The organism is Maritalea myrionectae DSM 19524 (genome assembly GCF_000423365.1).
Classification (GTDB): Bacteria; Pseudomonadota; Alphaproteobacteria; order Rhizobiales; family Devosiaceae; genus Maritalea; species Maritalea myrionectae.
In genome coordinates this window covers 482,818-502,619 of sequence record NZ_AUHV01000004.1, presented here as the reverse complement: position 1 = coordinate 502,619, position 19,802 = coordinate 482,818, and the positions used below count along the sequence as shown (strand labels likewise).

Genomic DNA, 19,802 nt, shown 5'->3' with positions numbered 1-19,802 from the left:
TTTCTGTTGAACAAAACAAAGAATAATCCGGGGAGGGCATTATGACACCACATCTCATTGAAATCATCTTGTTGATGATGGCGTTCTTCTTGCTGGGCTGCCTGATCGGCTATTATGTGCGCCGATGGACAGCAGGTCCGGAGAAAGCCGTCGAACCGGCACCGAATGTGACACCATCCAGCCGGGCAAGCGCAAGCAGCGCCGAGACCGAAGAAAAGGCTGCAGCGCCAAAACAGGCGGCACCAGCGGAAACGGTGAGTGAAATGCCGAAAGAGGCACCGGCACCGAAACCCGCTGCCAAGAAGCCTGCGGCGAAAGCACCCGCCAAGAAAACCGCTGCACGTAAACCAGCGACAAAGGCGGCGCCCAAAACCGCTGCCACATCAAAGGCCGATGATAAACCTGAACTGCTGTCCGCACCGCGCGACGGGAAAAAGGACGATCTGAAAAACATCAAAGGGATTGGCCCCAAGATTGAAGGTATTCTCAATGAGAAGGGCATTTATCATTTTGATCAGGTCGCCGCATGGAAACGCAAAGATGTGAATTGGGTGGACAATGAATTGTCATTCAAAGGACGCATCGACCGCGAAGAATGGGTGAAGCAGGCCAAAGCATTGGCGAAAGCCAAAAAATAATTTGCAAACAATGGCTTGATGACAAAAGAACGCGGCATTTTAGCCGCGTTTTTTGTGCCATTTGCAGGTGTGTAAGGCAAAATCGGCGATTACGCCAAGCTCATCGGCCCCCTCAAGCAACGCCGGAAAGCCTTCGCCCATAATCTCATAATTGAGCGCATCGGGGCGCTTCTTGCACATGAGTTGAAATACCTCTGTACGCAAAAGATCTGTATGCTGCGTGCGCAAGAGCAATAAGGGGATATTGCGCAAACTGTCGAATAGATTCCAGTTCGCCTGCAGCACATCATCATTGTCAAATGCATTCAACTGCTCGTTCAGTCGCATGTCAAATTGCGGTTCAAGCCGTGCTTTGGCGTTGGTCGTGTGCGTGCGTGCCGCGATTTGATCCAACAACCCATCTCCAAGATTGGGATAATCGACCCTCAAAATGCGTCGCAGTGAATCGCGCACCGCATTTTTGCCGCGGATTTTGCTGAGATAATCAAGATTATTGCGCAGCCGCACCAAGCCACGGGCATTGATGATAGGGCCTGAATCGCAAAGGATGGCGCCGGAAATGATCGTTGGGTGTTGCGCGGCGAGGGCCATGATTACTTGGCCCCCATGGCCTTGCCCAAACCAAATCGCGTCTTCGATGCCCTTGGCGCGGCAAAATTCAGCCATGTCAGCAGCATCGTGCAATGTGGAATAGGCGCGATCATTGCGTTCTTTGCGCGCACTGCCACGGCCGATCAGATCAATGCGAATGATGGGCCAATCGCGTTTGGCGTAGCTGGAAAACTTTTCAGCAAAGGCAGCAAAATCTTCCATATTGCGCTGATAACCAGCAAGGCAAATGATGGGAAGCTTTTGCGGGTCATCAAATTCACCTTGCATGCGATAGGCAATCTGGCGTGCACCATCCCCACATGTGAGATGCTGCACCGGTTGCTCCTCGATCTGCTCTGACGCGCTAACTTGATCCATAATCTGGATATATCAGCTTTTTTTGCCCCGCAATAGATGCAAGATCGAACCCAATTAGTCGATTTTCATCAAATAGTTGGCCAAGCGAAGACGGCTGTCGCCCAAGCGCACCCGATAGACCTGATAATTGGCGAGCACCTTTTGCACATAACCGCGTGTTTCGGTGAACGGGATCAGCTCGATCCAATCAACAACGTCAATCTTGCCCGAGCGCGGATCGCCGAAACGCTTAAGCCATTTGTTCACATTGCCTGCCCCGGCATTATAGGCCGCAGCGGCCAATACCAAGGAGCCATCATAGCGCTCAAGCTGTGCTTTCAAATAGGTTGAGCCCAACAGCGCGTTATAGGATGGATCGCTCGTAAGGCGTGACTTCGAATAGCTTAGGCCCAATTTACCCGCCGTTTCCTTGGCAGTGCCCGGCATCAATTGCATCAAGCCAAGCGCACCCGAGTGGGATTGCGCCGTGCGATCAAAGCGGCTTTCCTGCCGCGCGACAGCATAAATGGCGGCTGCATCAATCGCTGCCAATTTCTGGCTCGGCAATCCGTCTTTCGGGAACTGGAAGAGGTCCAGATCAACGCCGCGATTGCTCGAAATGCTGGCCATCAGAATGGCCAGATCATGCGCCTCAATGTCCTGCGCCAACCGTGCCGTGAGCAACATCTCACCCGGCGACTTTACCTGATAGATCAAGCGTCGCATCAAGGGACGGGCAAAGCCAAAGGTTTTGTTGCCTTCAAACAGGCGAATGGCCTGAACCAGCTCGCGCTTATTGAACCCTGCTTCGCTATTCTGCCATGCGGGCAAGGGCGTCAACTGAAGGTTTTTCACGTTCAATTTGTGCGAGGCCAATTGACCATAATAATAGTCGTCATGCCGGGCGGCTTTTTGATATTTTACCCGGGCAGCTTCGATTTGGCCCATGGCTTCGTGCGCGCGTCCCCACCAATAATGAGATTCGCTGACCGAAGAGGGAAGTGTCGAAAGGGCAGCCATTTTCTCGAAATGCTGCGCTGCGGTCGCGGCATCACCCAAAAAGCGCAAGGCAATCCAGCCCGCATGGAACTGTGCGTCAACAACACGGCCCTCTGGCCCGTTTGTATAGCCGGCTGCTGCCAAATAGGCGTTCTTCTTGTCGCCCGCTTCAAGCAATTCACGTGCGAGATAGCGGCGTTTGTACCACCACAAATGGCTTTCTGGCAGTTCACCCGCGGCGCGGTTCAAGTGCGCGACAGCACCAGCATCTGAGCCGCGCAATTGCGCCCACTCAGCGTTTGCCCAATGAAACAGATTGTGGTTGCGATAATTGGGGTCAACACGATCCAGCAGGCTTTGGGCCTGCTTGTCCTTGCGGGCCACGGCGATCACCGCGCGCAAAAGGCTTTGCTGCGCCGGAGAATATTCATTGAAGATCCGCTCAACAGCGCGTGCACGATCATGCATCAGCAGGCGGGTGGCACGGGCCCAATGGTCCGCATTGGTCAATTGGCCGCGATAGCGTTGATAAAGGTCTTGCTCAGTGCTGCTATCAAGGAAATTATTGATCCATACATGCTTGATGATGCGTCCGGCCCGGGCAACCTGGCCATCTTGCACATAGGCATCCGCCAGCGCGATTTGCGCATTCACCAAATTGGGCATCTGGCCGCCCAGAAGCTGTATGACTTCGTTATAAGGCAGGTCGCGCTTGAGCATAGATTGCTCTAGCCGCGTTTTATAAGTGCTGGTGCTGGCAAAGTGGGGGGCATCTGCCTGAAAGCGCAAAATCGTATTGTGATCAATATCGTCTTTGCCAAAATAGATGGCCGCCCATTGAATGGCGCGGCGCTCTACATTGTTGGAAAGCCCGCGGGCTGCGTTATAAGCCTCAGCATATTTGCTGTCGCGCAAGGCGGCCAGCGCATTTTGAAACTGTTGGCTGCCTGTTGCGCCCTGCATGATGACACTGCCCGCACCGCCCGTGGAGCTTGTTGTCACCGGATCAATCTGCACTTGTGCCTGCGCGGAATGGCCCGCGCTCAAAAACAAGGCAGAGCACATCAACAGCGCTTTAAAAGCGGCGCGACGGGGCGCGAAATACTGGCGAATAGAATTCGTGCTTTGAGAAAGCATTTTTAAACCTGTCAAATTACGCAATACAATTTTTGACGGCATGTTCGGGCTGCCGGACCCATAAACAGAATCTAACCAATTAAGGTGAAGGATTGGTTTAGATATATTTTTAATCAAATTGATTTATCCAATCGGAAAAACTGGGCTTGTTGCCATCTTTTCAGCTCATTATGATGGGCAACTCGGGTCTTTCTGCGCTAAAAACGCGGAAAAAGTTTGACCTTTTTGCGCCAACATGGTGTCAACATGCCAACGAACAAAACGAAAAAAGGAAGTGAAGGGATGTTTCGCGCCTCAATTACTGCATTGATCACGCCGTTCAATAATGGCGAAGTCGATGAAGCCGCGTTTAGAAGCTTTATCGAATGGCAGATCAATGAAGGCACATCTGGATTGGTGCCCGTTGGCACCACTGGTGAATCACCAACCGTAAGCCATGAAGAGCATAAACGGATCATCAAGATTTGTGTCGAGGCGGCAAACAAACGGGTGCCGGTTATCGCCGGCGCTGGGTCCAACTCCACACGAGAAGCTATTGGTTTTGCTGAATTTGCAGAAGATGCCGGTGCTGACGCGATTTTGTCTGTATCGCCATACTACAATAAGCCCAACCAAGAAGGCTTGTTTGCCCATTTCAGCGCGATCGCAAAATCCACTGAACTGCCGATTATTCTGTACAATATCCCAGGCCGTTCGATCGTGGACATCAATGTCGACACCATGAAGCGCCTGGTCGATGAGTGCCCTAATATCGTGGGTGTGAAAGACGCTACGGCCGATATGGCACGTGTGTCGCAACAGCGCCATGTTCTAGGCAAGGAATTTATCCAATTGTCCGGTGAAGACATCTCCGCGCTCGGCTTTAACGCCCATGGCGGCGTAGGGTGCATTTCTGTGACGTCAAATATTGCACCGCGCTTGTGTGCTGAATTGCAGCAAGCCACGTTGGATGGCAATTATGAAGCAGCGATGGCCGTTCAAGACCGTCTCGCACCATTGCACCGCGCCTTGTTCCTGGATCCAAACCCTGTGCCCGTCAAATATGCGGCAGAGCGTTTGGGATTGTGCAAGGCGGATACGCGCATGCCATTGGTGCCGATTTCGCCGCAAACCAAATTGGCCGTGGATGAAGCGCTTATTCACGCCGGGTTGATCAACTAATTCATGGCACCCAAAAAGAAAAATTCATTGAAAAGCACAGGGCTCGTGGCGGAAAACCGCCGCGCCCGCTTCGACTATGAAATTTTGGACACAATGGAAGCTGGGCTCGTGCTGGAAGGCACTGAGGTGAAGAGCCTGCGCAACGGCAAAGCGCAAATCACCGAGAGTTACGCCACGCCTGAGGGCGGCGAAATTTGGCTGATCAACTCGCATATCCCTGAATATTTGCAAGCGAACCGCTTTAATCACAACGAGCGGCGCCGCCGCAAATTGCTGTTGAAAAAGCGCGAAATGAGTCGCTTGATGAGCGCTGTTGAAAAGGAGGGGCAAACGATTGTGCCGCTCAAACTCTATTTCAACGACCGCGGGATCGCTAAGCTGCTGATTGGCATTGCCAAGGGTAAAAAGCAGCACGATAAACGCGCGACAGAGCAAAAGCGCGATTGGTCTCGCCAGAAGAATCGTTTGTTGAAAGACTTGGGCTAAGCGATTCTATTCGCTTAATATTTCGCGCACGCGGGAAAAAATATCACCAAACATTTTCGGTGTGAGCACGTTGGTGTTCACATTATAGCGTGAACAATGATAGCTGGACAGCAAGGTCTGGCCGCTGGGCAATTCAAACATTGCGCCATGTCCGAATTTGAAGTCCTTTTTGCGCACATCAAAACAGCCCAAAAATGAATTATGGGCGATGCTGCCCAGTGTCACAAACACTTCAACATCGTTGCGATAATGCTTCAATGTCGCCTCCAGATAGCGGCGGCAATTGTTGACTTCGCTGGCGGTGGGTTTGTTTTGCGGCGGCACACAGCGCACCACATTGATGATGGCGCATTCATTCAGCGTCAATCCATCATCCGCTGAATTGCCGTAAGCGCCATTTGCAAAACCATGCTGGATCAGGGTGTCAAACAAAAGGTCGCCCGCAAAATCGCCGGTAAAGGGTCGGCCTGTGCGATTGGCGCCCTTCATGCCCGGCGCCATACCTACAATCATAACCCTAGGTTGCGGCGAGGCCCAATTCGGGACTGGCGCGTTAAAAAACGTCGGGAAATTACGCTTAGAATCTAGGCGGTAGGATTTTAGCCGCGGACATCGTCCACAATTTGCAGCCGGGTCAAGCGCAGCCAAAATCAAACCTCATCAAATCAAATTGGCACAAAAGCTGCCGCGAATTAGGTGTCGCGGCCTACTGATTTAGCCAAATCTGCGATGTCCATAAAATAGTCCGCCTGCCGCCGAAGATCGTCCGAAATCATCGGGGTTGAGGTTGCTTTTGTGGAAACCACAGTCACCTTTTTGCCTTTGCGCTGTAGCGCGGCAACGAGCGCGGTGAAATCACCATCGCCTGAAAATAGGACCAAATGGTCGTAATTATCTGCCATGTCGAGCGCATCAATGGTAATCTCAATATCCATATTACCTTTGATTTTACGCCGACCTTGAGCATCGGTGTATTCTTTTGCTGGTTTTGTCACAACGGTGTAACCATTGTAATCTAGCCAGTCGATGAGGGGGCGGATCGAGGAGTATTCCTGATCTTCCACCAGTGCCGTATAATAATAGGCGCGTAACAAATAGGCCTGACTCTGGAATTCTGCAAGCATACGCCGATAGTCCAATTCGGCGCCCAATGCCTTTGCTGTGGCATAAAGGTTTGCTCCATCCATTATCAGGATAACCTTTTCGCGAGGATCAAACATTAAACAATAGCCTTACTCTGCTTATCAGGATAATATACCTGCATTCGTTTGATAAAACATTACTAGTCCATAAGCACTTTGCCACATGAACGCAATTGGTAACACACGGCAAAAAGGCCACCCTTGTCCAAGAGGTGACCTCAGTACTTAACGTAGTCATAAATCATAATTGGTGAATATGTCGATTCAATTATATGAAACAATGTTAATTCATTTACTGGGTTGTAAACTGTAGCTCATTGGTGTAGATCACCCCACTGATTACCCAAATTTGCGGAGATTTGCTTTGGCGCGCGTTACCGTTGAAGATTGCATCGAAAAAATCCCTAATCGATTCGAGCTTGTTTTGCTTTCGGCACATCGTGCCCGGCTTATTTCATCAGGGGCCCCAATCACTGTTGATCGCGACAATGACAAAAACCCTGTTGTCTCTTTGCGTGAAATCGGTGATGGCACTATCTCACCAGGCGATCTTAAAGAAGATTTGATCCACTCACTGCAAAAATATGTGGAAGTGGATGAGCCTGAAGCAGAAACAGCGCCCATGATCGAAAGCCAAGGCGGCGGCGATGATGAAGGCATGGTGTTCGACACAATGAGTGAAGAAGACTTGCTGCGCGGCATTGAGGGCCTTTCGCCCCCAGATCGCCGGGACGATTAATCTTGCATCTTTTGATGAGCTGCACGATAATGGAAGGGCGCCTTGATCGGCGCCTTTTTTGTGATTCTACACACTTTTTTGAACGCCAATCGGAGCAGCATTTCCGCCCATGATGCGCCAATATGAACTTGTTGAGCTGGTGCAGGCTTATAATCCAAACGCGGATGAAGCCCTGCTCAACAAAGCCTATGTTTACGCCATGCAAAAGCATGGTCGCCAAACCCGTGCATCAGGCGATCCTTATTTTGCGCATCCGCTTGAAGTTGCTGCGATTCTCACCGAGTTGCATCTCGACGATGCCACCATTGCCGTGGCGCTTTTACACGACACCATTGAAGATACAGACGCGACCCGCGCCGAAATTGATCAGCTTTTCGGCCACGAGATCGGCGCCATTGTTGATGGCCTCACCAAAATCGAACGACTTAACCTTGGTTCGCGCGAAGAAGCACAGGCGGAAAACCTGCGCAAATTGTTGCTCGCTATCTCTGAAGATGTGCGCGTGTTGCTGGTGAAACTGGCGGATCGTTTGCACAATATGCGAACTTTGGGTTTTGTGCCTGAGCACAAAAAGAAGCGCATCGCCCAAGAGACCATGGAAATATATGCGCCCTTGGCGGGCCGCATGGGCATGCAAGACATGCGCTCGGAACTGGAAGACCTATCGTTTCAGACGTTGCATCCAGAGCAATATCAAGTCATTCGCAATCATTTGGACGCATATGCGAAGGACAATCGCGCGGTTGTCGATGAAATTCGCATGGAACTGGCCCAGCGCTTTGTTGATGCGGGGATCATCGCCGACGTATCATCACGCCTCAAAGCGCCATTTTCTGTGTTTAAAAAGATGGAGCGCAAGTCCATCAGCCTTGAACAATTATCGGATATTATCGGCTTTCGCGTGATCGTTGAAAGCGTCGACATGTGCTACAAAACTCTGGGCGTCGTGCACCAAACCTGGTCCGTCGTGCCGGGTCGGTTTAAAGACTATATTTCCACGCCCAAACAAAACGACTATCGGTCGATTCACACCACGATTGTTGGGCCGGAGCGGGAGCGGGTGGAACTGCAAATCCGCACCCATGACATGAATTCTATCGCTGAGTTGGGGATTGCGGCCCACGCCTTGTATAAAGATGAGATTTCCGGCGATATGAAGCGGCTGGAAAAGGAAAGCCGGGCTTATGCCTGGTTGCGCAATACGATTGAGCATCTGACAGAGGGCGAGAACCCGCAAGAGTTTTTGGAGCATACAAAGCTTGAACTGTTCCAGGACCAAGTTTTCTGCTTCACCCCGCGCGGACGATTGATCGCGCTGCCCCGTGGTGCCACGCCGATTGATTTTGCTTTCGCCGTGCACACAGATATTGGCAATAGCTGCGTTGGCAGCCGCATTAACGGCACAGCAATGCCGCTCACCACCAAATTGCGCAATGGCGACGAGGTGGAAATTGATCGCGATGAAAAACACCGCCCACCGCCCAATTGGGAAAACATTGCCATAACCGGTAAGGCGAGGGCGGCCATACGGCGGTCTCTGCGCTTAGCGGCGCAAGAACGCGCAGAACGTTTAGGCAAGCAAATCTATGACGCGCTGCTGGAACGTGAATCTTTTTCGGTGAACCGAAAAGAGCAGGACGAACTGCTCAAACGCTTAAAGCAGAAATCGATGCGCGCCCTCTATGTTGCCTTGGGTGAGGCGCAATTGGCGGGCGAAGATCTGGTGCATGAGCTGGACGAACTCAAAGGCTATGAACGCACCCGCAAGCGAAAGCCGTTGGGCCTTCCTGTCGGCACCAGTAAAGATGGGTGGTTCTCCCTGGCACAAGGCGAAAACTTCAAATTCCGCATACCTGGCGGACAGACAGTGGACGCTGACTTTTTGGGTGGCGCGCGTCTAGAGTTTGGGACGCCAGTTGAAATCTCGTGCGAGGGTGTGCTGCCCGGAGATCGCATGGTGGGCATTCTGCCGGAAAGTGGCGTGCTTACGATCTATCCGATCGGTTCGGATGCATTGCTTGAATATCAGGACGTTGATGCGCTTTGGGTGGACGTGCTTTGGGATTTGGATGCTGAAAAACATCAGTCATTCCCGGTGGTTATGGTGGTGCAATCTGTCAACAAACCCGGCATTTTGGGGCAGATTTCGTCGTCCATCGCTTCGTGCGACGCCAACATCGTGAACTTGATGTTCCGCACGGTGCGATCCGACTTTTCAGATATGATCTTCTGTATCGAAGTGCAGGATATAACTCAGTTCAACGATGTAACGTCGACCATTAAGCGCATTGTAGGTATTTCCAGTGTGCGCCGCGCCACATGTGAAGAGGGCGCATTGATCGAAGATTTTACACAACAATACAAACAGCTAGAGACAAAGGTAACCTGATGAACCAGCAAGACGTGCTCGATGTTTTCCGCTCCTGTGACGCGCTTTTAGAGGGCCACTTCATTTTGTCTTCAGGCCTGCGTTCGCCTGTGTTCTTGCAAAAAGCCAAAGTGTTTATGCACGCGGACAAATCAGAAATCTTGTGCAAAGCCTTGGCCGACAAAATCCGCGCAGAAGGCTTTGGTGACGTATCACAGATCGTTTCACCAGCCGTCGGCGGCATTATCCCCGGATATGAGACATCCCGTCACCTCGGTGTGCCAGCAATCTTCACCGAGCGAGTAAATGGCGAGTTTGAATTGCGTCGTGGGTTCCATGTTGAAAAAGGTGAGAAAGTCATTGTGGTGGAAGACATCGTTTCCACCGGCCTTTCGATCCGTGAATGTGTGAAATGCTTGAAGGATTTGGGCGCGGACGTTGTCGCGGCGGCCTGCCTGGTCGACCGCTCAGACGGTGAGGCCGATGTGGGCGTGCCGCTTGTGGCGCTTACAGGCTACAAGGTGCCGGCGTACCCCGCCGACCAATTGCCGCCCGAATTGGAGAATATACCCGCAGTTAAGCCCGGTAGCCGCGGCTTGCAATAGGGGACAATGATTTGATTATCGGTATTGGCAACGATATTTGCGAAATAGAGCGCGTCGAAAAAACGCTGGCGCGTTTTGGCGACCGCTTCGTGCAGCGCTGCTTTACCGAAATCGAACAGAAAAAGTCTGATAGACGCGCCCAACGGGCCGCCAGCTACGCCAAAAGGTTTGCCGCAAAAGAGGCCTGTGCCAAAGCACTGGGCACCGGCATGTCGCGCGCTGTTTATTGGCGCGACATCGGTGTGGTGAACATGCCGACAGGTAAACCCACCTTGGAACTGACCAATGGCGCCAAGAAAGCGCTGGAAAGACTTGTTCCAAACGGGTACACACCCTATCTGCATTTAACAATCACTGATGATAATGGTATGGCTCAAGCCATTGTGATTATCGAAGCCGAGCCGACACGCGCCTAAAACCAAAAGAAAAGCGAAAACTATGACAACAAAAGCAACCAAATCGGCCAAAAGCGAAATTTGGGAAACAATTGTCGTGCTGGTGCAGGCGCTCATCATCGCTTTGGTGATCCGCAGCTTTTTATGGCAACCATTTTCCATTCCCACCGCGTCGCTACAGTCAAACCTGTTGATCGGTGACTATGTATTGGCCTCGAAATATACCTATGGCTATTCCAGCTATTCGTTTCCGTTTAAAGCAGTGCCGATCAATGGACGGATCTTTGGCCGCACGCCTGAGCCCGGTGAAATCGCTGTATTTGAACCTGTGCCGCAAAAAGAAGCCTATATTAAGCGCGTGATTGGCCTGCCAGGTGATGAAATTCAAATGAAAAACGGCTTGCTGCATATCAATGGCGAGCCAGTGGCAAAAGAGCGTACGGGCACGCGGATCGACACTGACAGCAACGGCATTTCCGTTGAAGTGATCACCTATCAAGAAACATTGCCCAACGGCGCGAGTTACGAAGTTCAGGAAATTTCAGACACAGGCGCGTTCGACAATACAGCCGTCTACAGGGTGCCCGCAGACCATTATTTCATGATGGGCGATAACCGTGACCGTTCATTGGATTCACGTTCATTGTCGTCAGTCGGCTATGTACCCATCAGTAACTTTATTGGTAAGGCCGAAGTGCGCTACTTCTCCATCAAAGACAATCTCAACCCATGGGCGGTTTGGAACTGGCCCGGCAATGTGCGTTGGGATCGTATGTTTGAGTCGGTTTACCAGTGACCCAAATGACACCTAAAACCCAAAAGCTCGTTGATCGGCTAGACTATCAGTTTAACGACCATGATTTGTTGCAGCGGGCGCTGACGCACTCCAGTGCGATTGCACCATCGAGCCGCACGCAACAATCATATCAACGGCTTGAGTTTTTGGGTGACCGGGTGTTGGGCCTCGTTGTGGCGGAATATTTGCACTTCCACCACAAAAGCGCCAATGAGGGTGAATTGTCCCGCGCATTGAATGCGGTGGTGCGCAAAGAAAGCTGCGCTGCGGTTGCGCGCCAGCTCGACGTGCCTGCCGCACTCGCACTAGGGCAATCCGAAGCCCGCACAGGTGGGGCACAAAAAGAAGCGATCTTGGGCGATGTGTGCGAAGCCATCATCGGCGCTATCTATCTGGATGGCGGCCTTGCACCAGCCAAAGCATTTATTGAGCGCGAGTTCGCCAGCTTCTTTAAATCGTCAATGAGTGGCCGCGGCGACGCAAAAACAACTTTGCAAGAATGGGCGCAATCGCGCGGTTTGGCGCTGCCCAAATATGAAGAATTGTCCCGTGAGGGACCAGACCACGCACCTGTTTTCACCATTGCGGTGAATTTGGAAAAGCACGATCCTGCTCAGGCGACGGGGAAATCAAAAAAAATCGCAGAACATGAGGCTGCAACAGCCTTTTTGGTCCGCCAAGGCATTTGGACAGAAGATGACAACTGATACTGAAACAAGATGCGGCTTCGTGGCGCTGGTTGGCGCGCCGAACGCAGGCAAATCAACCCTGCTGAATGCGTTGGTCGGCACAAAGGTGTCGATCGTGACGCACAAGGCGCAAACCACACGGGCGCAGGTGCGCGGCGTGGTGACGCTCGATCAAAGTCAGATGATCTTTGTGGATACGCCGGGTATCTTTAAGCCCAAGCGCCGTTTGGATCGCGCAATGGTGCACTCGGCTTGGTCAGGTGCGGCAGATGCAGATGTGCTCGCACTGATTGTGGATTGCAAGCGCGGTCTAACCGATGAGATTGAGGCGCTGATCGAAGGCTTGAGTGACTACAAGCAATCTAAGGTGCTGATCCTGAACAAGATTGATCAGGTTGAGCGCACGACGCTGTTGGCGCTTGCGCAGGAACTCAATGAGAAACTCAACTTTGAGCAAACCTTTATGGTTTCAGCGCTCAAAGGTGATGGGGTTAAGGATTTTGTCGACTATTGCGCCCAAGCGGTGCCGGTTGAACCATGGCATTTCCCTGAAGATCATTTGACCGACCTGACGCTGGCATTGACCGCTTCGGAAGTGACGCGGGAAAAGCTATTTTTGCGCATTCACGAAGAAATTCCCTATGCTGCGACGGTGGAAACCGAGCAGTTTAAGACCCAAAAAGACGGCTCATATCGCATTCAACAAGTGATTTATGTGGCGCGTGATGGGCACAAGAAGATTGTGTTGGGCAAAAACGGCCAAACGATCAAAAAGATCGGTGAAGAATCACGCAAAGAGTTGAGCGAGATTTTTGAAACCAAAGTGCATCTGTTTTTGTTTGTTAAAGTGCGTGAAAAATGGGCGGATGACCCATCTCGATATCGCGAAATGGGACTTGAGTTCCCACAATAGGTCCAAGCAATGGAATGGCAGGCAGAAGGCTTGATCATTGGCACCCGCAAACACGGGGAAAATGCGGTGATCATTGAAACCATGACTGCTGAATATGGGCGACATCTTGGTCTGGTGAAAGGTGGACGCTCGCGCAAATATGCGGCATTGCTTCAACCGGGCAACTCGGTGCAATTGACTTGGCGCGCGCGGTTGGCTGACCATTTGGGCATGTTCACCGTTGAGGCGCTGGCGTTGCGGGCGGCCAATTTGATGGAAAGCCGCCAACGTTTGGCGCTGAGCCAACTTCTTTGCGAGCATTTGCGGCTGCTGCCCGAACGCGATCCGCATCCACGGCTATATGCTGAAGCCTTGGCCATGCATGAAAACGAAGCCGATGGCGAAATATTGGCGCGCGGCTTGGTCAAGTTTGAAATGCGTCTGTTGAACGAACTCGGTTTTGGCATTGATACGTCAAGCTGCGCCGTGACAGGCGAAACCGCAGGGCTTTGCTATGTGTCGCCGCGCACTGGACGCGCCGTGACGAAAGAGGCGGGCGAGCCTTATAAGGATAAGCTGTTTGCACTGCCCGAAGTGCTCGGCGGTGCTCTCCAAATGGACAAGGCCGCGGAGATTGAAGCGGCGTTTCGACTGACAGGGCATTTTTTGCACCTACATATTTGGTCGCCACGGCAATTATCCCCACCTTCTATGCGTCAGGCCCTCATCGAAGGCTTGGTAAACGGGCTATACTGAGACTGATTCGGAACTACAAAATCAAAAGGGTCCCCCATGGGAAATCAAACGCCTGTTGATGGCGGCGGCGAGCTGCCAACAATTGATTTGCGCGGCGCTTTGGAAGAGCGCTATTTAAGTTATGCGCTATCCACCATCACCCAACGGGCTTTGCCCGATGTGCGCGATGGCCTTAAGCCGGTGCACCGACGCATTTTGCACGCCATGCGCCTGCTTAAGCTTGACCCCGGGCAGGGTTATAAAAAGTCGGCACGGGTTGTGGGCGATGTGATCGGTAAATATCACCCGCACGGCGACCAATCGGTTTACGACGCTTTGGTGCGGTTGGCGCAGGATTTTGCAGTGCGCTATCCATTGGCCGACGGGCAGGGCAACTTCGGTAATATCGATGGCGATAGTGCCGCGGCGATGCGGTATACAGAAACACGCCTGACAGGTGTTGCCGCACGCTTGCTGGAAGGCATCACCGAGGATGCTGTCGACTTCCGCGAAACATATGATGGGGAAGAAGAAGAACCCATCGTATTGCCAGCCAACTTTCCGAATCTGTTGGCCAACGGTTCATCCGGCATTGCGGTGGGGATGGCGACCTCCATCCCGCCTCACAACGTGGCAGAGCTTTGTGACGCTGCATTGCACCTTATTAAAACACCAAATGCGCGCACAGAGACCCTGGTCAATTATGTGCAGGGGCCAGATTTTCCCACTGGCGGTATTTTGGTGGATGATCGCGAGTCGATCATTCAAGCCTACGAAACAGGTCGAGGCGGCTTCCGTTGTCGCGCGCGTTGGGAAACCGAAGACCAAGGTCGCGGCGGCTACCAGATTGTCGTCACGGAAATTCCATACCAAATCCAAAAGTCGCGCTTGGTCGAGAAAATCGCCGATTTGCTGCTGGCCAAAAGACTGCCCTTGTTGCGTGACGTGCGTGACGAGTCCGACGAGCATGTTCGGTTGGTCCTGGAGCCGAAAAGCCGCACAGTTGATCCCGTATTGCTTATGGAATCGCTGTTTAAACTGACCGATCTTGAAAGCCGCATTTCCCTCAACATGAACGTGTTGGCCCACGGCACAGTGCCAAAAGTGATGGGCTTGGGCGAGGTGCTGTTATCATGGTTGGAACACCGCAAGGACGTGTTGGTTCGTCGGTCTAACTATAGACTTGGCCAGATTGAACACCGCCTCAATGTGCTTGGTGGCTATTTGATCGCCTACCTCAATATCGACGAGGTGATCCACATCATCCGCGAAGAGGATGAGGCCAAAAAGGCGCTGATGGCGCGCTTTGAGCTGAACGATGTGCAGGCCGAGGCCATCTTGAATATGCGCTTGCGGGCCTTGCGCAAGCTCGAAGAGTTTGAAATCCGAAAGGAATTCGACAAACTCAGCGAAGAAAAAGAAGGCCTTGTTGAATTGCTCGGGTCAACCGATAAGCAATGGGAAGCCATCTCGGATCAAGTGCGCGAGATCAAAAAAGAATTCAATAAAGACACCGAAATGGGCGCGCGCCGCACCACATTTGAAAACGCACCAGAAGCCAACCTTGATGACATTCAAACCGCGATGATCGAGCGCGAGCCGATCACCGTGATCATGTCGGAAAAAGGTTGGATTCGTGCCTTGAAGGGGCACACGACAGATTTGAGTTCTGTACCGTTTAAAACAGGAGATAAGCTCAAATTGTGGGCCCATGCCCAAACGACGGACAAATTGCTGATGCTGTCCACAAACGGCCGCATCTATACCATTCTGGGCGATAAGCTGCCCGGCGGGCGTGGTCACGGCGAGCCGGTGCGTATTCTGGTGGATATGGAAGAGGGTACCGACATTGTCGATCTGGTGGTTTATAAGCCGGGCGCAAAACGTTTGATCGCTTCGGATTTGGGCAACGGATTTATTGTGCCCGAGGACGGCTTGATCGCCAACACCCGCAAAGGCAAGCAGGTGCTCAACGTATCTGGCGCCACTGAAGCCAAGATATTTACCCCTGTCACTGGCGACATGGTGGCGGTGATCGGGCAAAACCGGAAACTGCTCGTGTTCCCACTGGATCAATTGCCAGAGATGGGCCGCGGCAAGGGCGTACGCCTGCAACGCTATAAAGATGGTGGCGTTTCGGACGTGAAAACCTTTAGCAGTGAGGACGGCCTGACATGGACTGACAGTTCCGGCCGGACGTATCAAAAGGCGTCTGACGATTTGATGGAATGGTCCGGCGAGCGCGCCCACGCAGGGCGTCAACCACCGCCGGGCTTCCCGCGCAACAACAAGTTCAAAGGGTAAGCAACCCCACCAAAATCCTCGGGCATCGCTCGGGGATTTTTCGTTCTCGGGTTACTCGGTCGTCACAGTAAAATCAGTGTAGAGCGGATAATGATCAGAACCGCCACTCGGCCCTTTTTTTGCTGGCGTGGCGATAATCTCACCGCGGCTCATTATCTGATCCAATTGCAGCCACGCTGGCATCTTAAAGGGGTAGGTCGGCGGCGCCGGCCAAGTGGGAATACCCTTCGCAATGCGCTTCAATCCGGCGCGTTTGACCAGATTTTTCAAGGCATAAGAATAGGGCGTAGAATTGAAGTCACCCGCCACGAGCAACGGGCCATCCACCTGTTGAATGGCGTCTATGAGTGCATTCATTTGCCCATGCTGCCGATCCGTGGGGATTGGCCAGTCGAGATGGGTGGTCACAATGCTAAAGCTGTCATGTTGTTCCGTCGCGGGAAAATTGACCGAAATGATCGAGGTCCGTTGGTCAGCGGCCAAACTGTCCACGCAGTTATTGCCAGGTTGCGGCGCAAAGGGCATTTTGGCGTAAAGCGCGACGAACGAACGGCGACCGCCCTGGCAATGCAAGGCGAACGGATAATTCTCCCGAAGCCGTTCCTCCAATCCCGCACGATGCCAGCGCCAAAACTCTTGAAATACCACAATGTCAGGATCGACTTCCAAAACACTCAGCGCGAGAGCATTTAAATCATCGTTCTTGGCGTAAATATTAAACGTCATCAAACGTTGGGTCTCACTTGCCTCCAATTCGGGTTCAGTTTGCTGCAAACCCGCCAGATATTCAGGCAGAACAATCGCCGTGGCGGCCAGAAACCCGGTCGCGCTTAAGGCAATGACAAACCCGCGCACAGGCTGACGACGCAGGATCAATGGCGCGAAAACAAGAGAAACGCCACCACCAATCAGCCACAGCGGCTGCAAATGATTGAAGACATCAAACGGCCACAGCGCAAAGCCCAAAAAACCGACAATAGCGGCAAGTGCGACAAAGCCCGCGGCAGCAGAAAAGCCAAAAATGACAAAGCTGGTCAGCGCCCTGCGCATAAAACCCTCATATTGAATAGGGAAGAATTAGTCTTCCAATGGAATCCAGCGGTCAGCGTCGGTCAGCACTTCCAGCGGTTTATATTCTGCCTTATAGGCCATTTTGGGCGAGTTTTTGACCCAATATCCCAAATAAAGATGCGGTAACCCAGCGGCCTTGGCCCGGGCAATTTGATCCATGATCATAAAAGCGCCAAGGCTGCGTTTATGGGCGTCTGGATCGAAGAAGCTATAGACCATCGACAAGCCATCTGGCAGCACGTCAATTAGCGCAACGGCCATAAGCGGATTCAAATTGTCCGCGTCCAGCGAGCGCTTGCGATATTCAACCACCACAGTGTGCACCGGGGTGTCTTCAATCATGTACTCATAATCAAAGGCTGACATGTCGGACATGCCGCCACCCGCATGGCGATGGTTGAGATATTTGCGGAACAATCGATATTGCTCTCGTGTGGCGGCGGGGAAAACGTCCTGGGTGACCAAATCGGCATTTTTGCGCAAGATTCGCCGTTGCCGTGCATTGGGTTCAAATTCATCAATCACAACGCGCGCGCTTTGGCAGGCGGTGCAGCCCACACAGGCTGGTTTATAGACAATATTTTGGCTGCGCCTGAACCCGTGAAGCGACAAAAGATCGTGCATCTCACCAGCGCGCCGACCGCCAAGGTGCGTGAAGACCTTACGCTCAGTGCGATTGGGCAAATAGGGGCAGGGACTGTCCGTCGTCAGATAGAACTGAAGTTCAGCGGTGCGATGTTCTGTCATCGGCCGGACCTTGATTTGTTTTTGTGTCTGAATTCAGTCTAAACGCCATAATAGATCGGCGCAACAATGCTGAAAACAATCCATACAATGAGAATGAGCGGAATGCCCGCAATGAAGAAGTGTTTGAAGCGATAGTGGCCCGGACCCATGACCAACAGGTTGGTTTGATACCCAATTGGCGTGGCAAAACAGGCGTTAGCGCCCAGAATGACCGCAACGACAAAGGGCAGCGGATCAAGGCCGAACGCTTGTGCGGTTGAAATCGCGATGGGCGTGAAGAGCACCGCAGTGGCGTTGTTGGACAAAAAGTTCGTCAAAATAGCCACAATCAAAAAGGTCAACGACATGACCATCGCCGGGCTGACATTGGATAATGTCATCGCAGTGACATCCGCGATCATGGCCGCGCCGCCCGTTGTTTCCAGCGCTGTCGACATGGCAATAGCCGACCCGACAAGCAAAAAGATGCGTCGGTCGATGGCACGCGTGGCCTGGCGCACATTCAAGCACCCGCCCGCCAACATGGCGAACGCACCCGCAATGGCTGCAAAAACGATGGGCACAATGCCTGTAGCAATGGCCGCCACCGTGGCCGCAAAGATCAATTGGGCGCGAGAGGCAAAGCGGTGTGGCCGCACTTCGGAGGCGCTCCACTCAATCACCACCACATCCTGCTGCCCGCGCAAATTATTGATGGCGCTGGAGCGCCCAGCGATCAGCAGCACATCGCCCGCATCAAGGCGGATCTCGGAAAGGCTTTCACGCGGCATACGGCTTCGGCGCTCAATGCCAAGGATCAAACAACCATGCTGCGAAAGGAAGCCGCGCTGGTCGATGCCATTGTTGATAAGGCGCGAGCCGGGTGGGACCAGTGCTTCGCACAGCACAATGCCATGATCCGTTGGGCCATCTTGGTCCTCTGAAATCCGCGGATTGTCGAACGCCCGCCATTCTTTTAGCGCATCGGTCAATTGATCGCGGGTAGCCGCCAAGATCAACACATCGCCGGCGCGCAGGGTCATATCTTCAAACGGGGGCACATAGCGCTCATACCCGCGCATGACCGCACGAACCGTCATCTTTGTGAATTTGGGGAACATGCCTGCAACAGTTTTCTCCCCAATCAAGGGGTGACCGTCATAAAGGCGAATCTCGGTGATAAACTGAAGATTGCGCGCCTGAACTTCTTGTCCTTTTTCATTCATGCGGCTGGGCAAAATGTGCGGCATGACAAATATGACATAAATCGCGCCAACGCCCGCCATAAACAGACCCGGCACCGTGAAGGCAAAAAAGTCGATGGTGACCCCATAGCTAAGCGCTATCCCTGCGGCCAACAGGTTGGTGGAGGAACCGATCAATGTGGTCATGCCACCCAATATAGAAATAAAGCTCAGGGGCATCATGATTTTTGGCGTGGCCAGTTTCCGACGCGCCGCAACTGCGGTGAGCAAAGGAATAAACATCACGACCACAGGGGTATTGTTGATCACCGCGCTAGAGATACCAGCGATAATAAGGATGATCGGGATAACCCGCGACGGATGGCGAGGCCATAGCCGCTCAAAGGCTTTGGTGATTCCACCCAGAGCGTCCGTTTGGAAAAGGGCTTGGCCGATCACCAAAAGGGCAATGATGGTCAAGAGGGCCGGGTTGGCAAAGCCCGCAAGCAAGCTCTCAGTGGTCAATTGTGTGTCCGGTGCCAATAGCCCAATGGCCATCAGCAGCACAAGCACACCAAGCGCCACGATTTCGAGGCTGACCAATTCAGTGGAAAATAGCACAATCGCCGCGAGAATCACGGCAATGGTCAACCACATGGCCACAGGCATCGAAAGTGTGCCCACCTGAAATAACGCATCTATCATAGTGGCGCATTTTGCAGTTAAACGTCTGCGCCACCAAGCCTTATTTATTCAAATTGCGTTTTTTCTTCAATTATTTTGCTGT

Annotated in this window: 19 protein-coding genes; 12 read left to right on the top strand and 7 right to left on the bottom strand. The window is 52.5% G+C overall.

Going from position 1 to position 19,802, the window contains the following annotated elements; genetic code table 11:
• Positions 1 to 41: 41 nt before the first annotated feature.
• Entirely contained in the window at positions 42 to 638 is a 597-nt protein-coding gene (locus G549_RS20410) for a hypothetical protein (protein ID WP_051213846.1), read from the top strand.
• A 39-nt stretch (positions 639 to 677) separates the two neighbouring features.
• Here G549_RS20410 and G549_RS0113695 read toward each other — a convergent pair whose 3' ends face one another.
• Together G549_RS0113695 and G549_RS20405 are read right to left on the bottom strand one after the other, a co-directional pair.
• On the bottom strand, positions 678 to 1,607 hold the full coding sequence (locus G549_RS0113695) for an alpha/beta fold hydrolase (protein ID WP_027835493.1): 930 nt from the start codon (positions 1,605 to 1,607) through the stop codon (positions 678 to 680).
• 54 nt (positions 1,608 to 1,661) lie between these two features.
• Entirely contained in the window at positions 1,662 to 3,722 is a 2,061-nt protein-coding gene (locus tag G549_RS20405; protein WP_169449654.1) for a lytic transglycosylase domain-containing protein, read from the bottom strand.
• A 282-nt stretch (positions 3,723 to 4,004) separates the two neighbouring features.
• Here G549_RS20405 and dapA point away from each other — a divergent pair, with 282 nt between their 5' ends.
• On the top strand, positions 4,005 to 4,883 hold the full coding sequence (gene dapA / locus G549_RS0113685) for a 4-hydroxy-tetrahydrodipicolinate synthase (protein ID WP_027835492.1): 879 nt from the start codon (positions 4,005 to 4,007) through the stop codon (positions 4,881 to 4,883).
• A gap of 3 nt (positions 4,884 to 4,886) precedes the next feature.
• Positions 4,887 to 5,369, top strand: a complete 483-nt coding sequence (gene smpB / locus G549_RS0113680) for an SsrA-binding protein SmpB (protein ID WP_027835491.1) — start codon at positions 4,887 to 4,889, stop codon at positions 5,367 to 5,369.
• Between the two features lie 6 nt (positions 5,370 to 5,375).
• Here the strand turns inward: smpB and G549_RS0113675 are convergent, their stop codons facing one another.
• Both G549_RS0113675 and G549_RS20400 read right to left on the bottom strand, forming a co-directional pair.
• Positions 5,376 to 6,017 carry a uracil-DNA glycosylase gene (locus tag G549_RS0113675; protein ID WP_343251110.1) on the bottom strand — a complete coding sequence of 214 codons (642 nt, stop codon included), beginning with the start codon at positions 6,015 to 6,017 and terminating at the stop codon, positions 5,376 to 5,378.
• A 44-nt stretch (positions 6,018 to 6,061) separates the two neighbouring features.
• Positions 6,062 to 6,589, bottom strand: coding sequence for a LabA-like NYN domain-containing protein (locus G549_RS20400; protein ID WP_051213842.1), 528 nt, complete (start codon positions 6,587 to 6,589; stop codon positions 6,062 to 6,064).
• A 286-nt stretch (positions 6,590 to 6,875) separates the two neighbouring features.
• On the opposite strand from G549_RS20400, the gene rpoZ reads away from it, so the two are divergent.
• The 9 genes from rpoZ to parC all read left to right on the top strand — a co-directional run bounded on the left by rpoZ (position 6,876) and on the right by parC (position 16,034).
• Positions 6,876 to 7,250 carry a DNA-directed RNA polymerase subunit omega gene (gene rpoZ, locus G549_RS0113665; protein ID WP_027835489.1) on the top strand — a complete coding sequence of 125 codons (375 nt, stop codon included), beginning with the start codon at positions 6,876 to 6,878 and terminating at the stop codon, positions 7,248 to 7,250.
• 109 nt (positions 7,251 to 7,359) lie between these two features.
• Complete coding sequence (locus G549_RS20395) at positions 7,360 to 9,639, top strand: RelA/SpoT family protein (protein ID WP_084634183.1); 2,280 nt, start codon at positions 7,360 to 7,362, stop codon at positions 9,637 to 9,639.
• Positions 9,639 to 10,223 (top strand): orotate phosphoribosyltransferase, encoded by a 585-nt coding sequence (gene pyrE / locus G549_RS0113650; RefSeq protein WP_027835488.1) that lies wholly within the window; start codon positions 9,639 to 9,641, stop codon positions 10,221 to 10,223. The genes G549_RS20395 and pyrE overlap by 1 nt, the downstream gene beginning before the upstream one ends.
• A gap of 11 nt (positions 10,224 to 10,234) precedes the next feature.
• Positions 10,235 to 10,639, top strand: coding sequence for a holo-ACP synthase (gene acpS / locus G549_RS0113645; protein WP_027835487.1), 405 nt, complete (start codon positions 10,235 to 10,237; stop codon positions 10,637 to 10,639).
• A gap of 22 nt (positions 10,640 to 10,661) precedes the next feature.
• Positions 10,662 to 11,414 carry a signal peptidase I gene (lepB, locus tag G549_RS0113640; RefSeq protein WP_027835486.1) on the top strand — a complete coding sequence of 251 codons (753 nt, stop codon included), beginning with the start codon at positions 10,662 to 10,664 and terminating at the stop codon, positions 11,412 to 11,414.
• Between the two features lie 5 nt (positions 11,415 to 11,419).
• The gene (gene rnc, locus G549_RS0113635; RefSeq protein ID WP_027835485.1) at positions 11,420 to 12,121 is read left to right on the top strand and encodes a ribonuclease III; all 702 of its coding nucleotides are present in this window, start codon (positions 11,420 to 11,422) and stop codon (positions 12,119 to 12,121) included.
• The gene (gene era, locus G549_RS0113630; RefSeq protein WP_051213840.1) at positions 12,111 to 13,016 is read left to right on the top strand and encodes a GTPase Era; all 906 of its coding nucleotides are present in this window, start codon (positions 12,111 to 12,113) and stop codon (positions 13,014 to 13,016) included. The genes rnc and era overlap by 11 nt, the downstream gene beginning before the upstream one ends.
• A gap of 9 nt (positions 13,017 to 13,025) precedes the next feature.
• On the top strand, positions 13,026 to 13,751 hold the full coding sequence (gene recO / locus G549_RS20390) for a DNA repair protein RecO (protein WP_036222661.1): 726 nt from the start codon (positions 13,026 to 13,028) through the stop codon (positions 13,749 to 13,751).
• A 36-nt stretch (positions 13,752 to 13,787) separates the two neighbouring features.
• Positions 13,788 to 16,034, top strand: a complete 2,247-nt coding sequence (gene parC, locus G549_RS0113620; RefSeq protein ID WP_027835483.1) for a DNA topoisomerase IV subunit A — start codon at positions 13,788 to 13,790, stop codon at positions 16,032 to 16,034.
• A 51-nt stretch (positions 16,035 to 16,085) separates the two neighbouring features.
• Here the strand turns inward: parC and G549_RS0113615 are convergent, their stop codons facing one another.
• Genes G549_RS0113615 through G549_RS0113605 form a run of 3 tightly spaced genes read right to left on the bottom strand, consistent with a single transcriptional unit; the run spans position 16,086 to position 19,720 of the window.
• A complete protein-coding gene (locus tag G549_RS0113615) occupies positions 16,086 to 17,084 on the bottom strand; it encodes an endonuclease/exonuclease/phosphatase family protein (RefSeq protein WP_027835482.1) in 999 nt (332 codons plus the stop codon).
• Positions 17,085 to 17,111: 27 nt separating this feature from the next.
• The gene (locus tag G549_RS0113610) at positions 17,112 to 17,852 is read right to left on the bottom strand and encodes an arginyltransferase (RefSeq protein ID WP_027835481.1); all 741 of its coding nucleotides are present in this window, start codon (positions 17,850 to 17,852) and stop codon (positions 17,112 to 17,114) included.
• A gap of 38 nt (positions 17,853 to 17,890) precedes the next feature.
• The gene (locus G549_RS0113605; RefSeq protein ID WP_036222657.1) at positions 17,891 to 19,720 is read right to left on the bottom strand and encodes an SLC13 family permease; all 1,830 of its coding nucleotides are present in this window, start codon (positions 19,718 to 19,720) and stop codon (positions 17,891 to 17,893) included.
• Positions 19,721 to 19,802 lie beyond the last annotated feature (82 nt).

Excerpts from the sequence above, each read along its gene's own strand:
- pyrE (WP_027835488.1), top strand. The coding sequence starts at position 9,639 with ATGAACCAGCAAGACGTGCTCGATGTTTTCCGCTCCTGTGACGCGCTT.
- G549_RS20410 (WP_051213846.1), top strand. The coding sequence starts at position 42 with ATGACACCACATCTCATTGAAATCATCTTGTTGATGATGGCGTTCTTC.
- G549_RS0113605 (WP_036222657.1), bottom strand. The coding sequence starts at position 19,720 with ATGATAGATGCGTTATTTCAGGTGGGCACACTTTCGATGCCTGTGGCC.
- recO (WP_036222661.1), top strand. The coding sequence starts at position 13,026 with ATGGAATGGCAGGCAGAAGGCTTGATCATTGGCACCCGCAAACACGGG.
- lepB (WP_027835486.1), top strand. The coding sequence starts at position 10,662 with ATGACAACAAAAGCAACCAAATCGGCCAAAAGCGAAATTTGGGAAACA.
- G549_RS0113615 (WP_027835482.1), bottom strand. The coding sequence starts at position 17,084 with ATGCGCAGGGCGCTGACCAGCTTTGTCATTTTTGGCTTTTCTGCTGCC.
- dapA (WP_027835492.1), top strand. The coding sequence starts at position 4,005 with ATGTTTCGCGCCTCAATTACTGCATTGATCACGCCGTTCAATAATGGC.
- G549_RS20400 (WP_051213842.1), bottom strand. The coding sequence starts at position 6,589 with ATGTTTGATCCTCGCGAAAAGGTTATCCTGATAATGGATGGAGCAAAC.
- G549_RS20405 (WP_169449654.1), bottom strand. The coding sequence starts at position 3,722 with ATGCTTTCTCAAAGCACGAATTCTATTCGCCAGTATTTCGCGCCCCGT.
- G549_RS0113695 (WP_027835493.1), bottom strand. The coding sequence starts at position 1,607 with ATGGATCAAGTTAGCGCGTCAGAGCAGATCGAGGAGCAACCGGTGCAG.
- era (WP_051213840.1), top strand. The coding sequence starts at position 12,111 with ATGACAACTGATACTGAAACAAGATGCGGCTTCGTGGCGCTGGTTGGC.
- G549_RS0113610 (WP_027835481.1), bottom strand. The coding sequence starts at position 17,852 with ATGACAGAACATCGCACCGCTGAACTTCAGTTCTATCTGACGACGGAC.
- G549_RS20395 (WP_084634183.1), top strand. The coding sequence starts at position 7,360 with ATGATGCGCCAATATGAACTTGTTGAGCTGGTGCAGGCTTATAATCCA.
- parC (WP_027835483.1), top strand. The coding sequence starts at position 13,788 with ATGGGAAATCAAACGCCTGTTGATGGCGGCGGCGAGCTGCCAACAATT.
- rnc (WP_027835485.1), top strand. The coding sequence starts at position 11,420 with ATGACACCTAAAACCCAAAAGCTCGTTGATCGGCTAGACTATCAGTTT.
- smpB (WP_027835491.1), top strand. The coding sequence starts at position 4,887 with ATGGCACCCAAAAAGAAAAATTCATTGAAAAGCACAGGGCTCGTGGCG.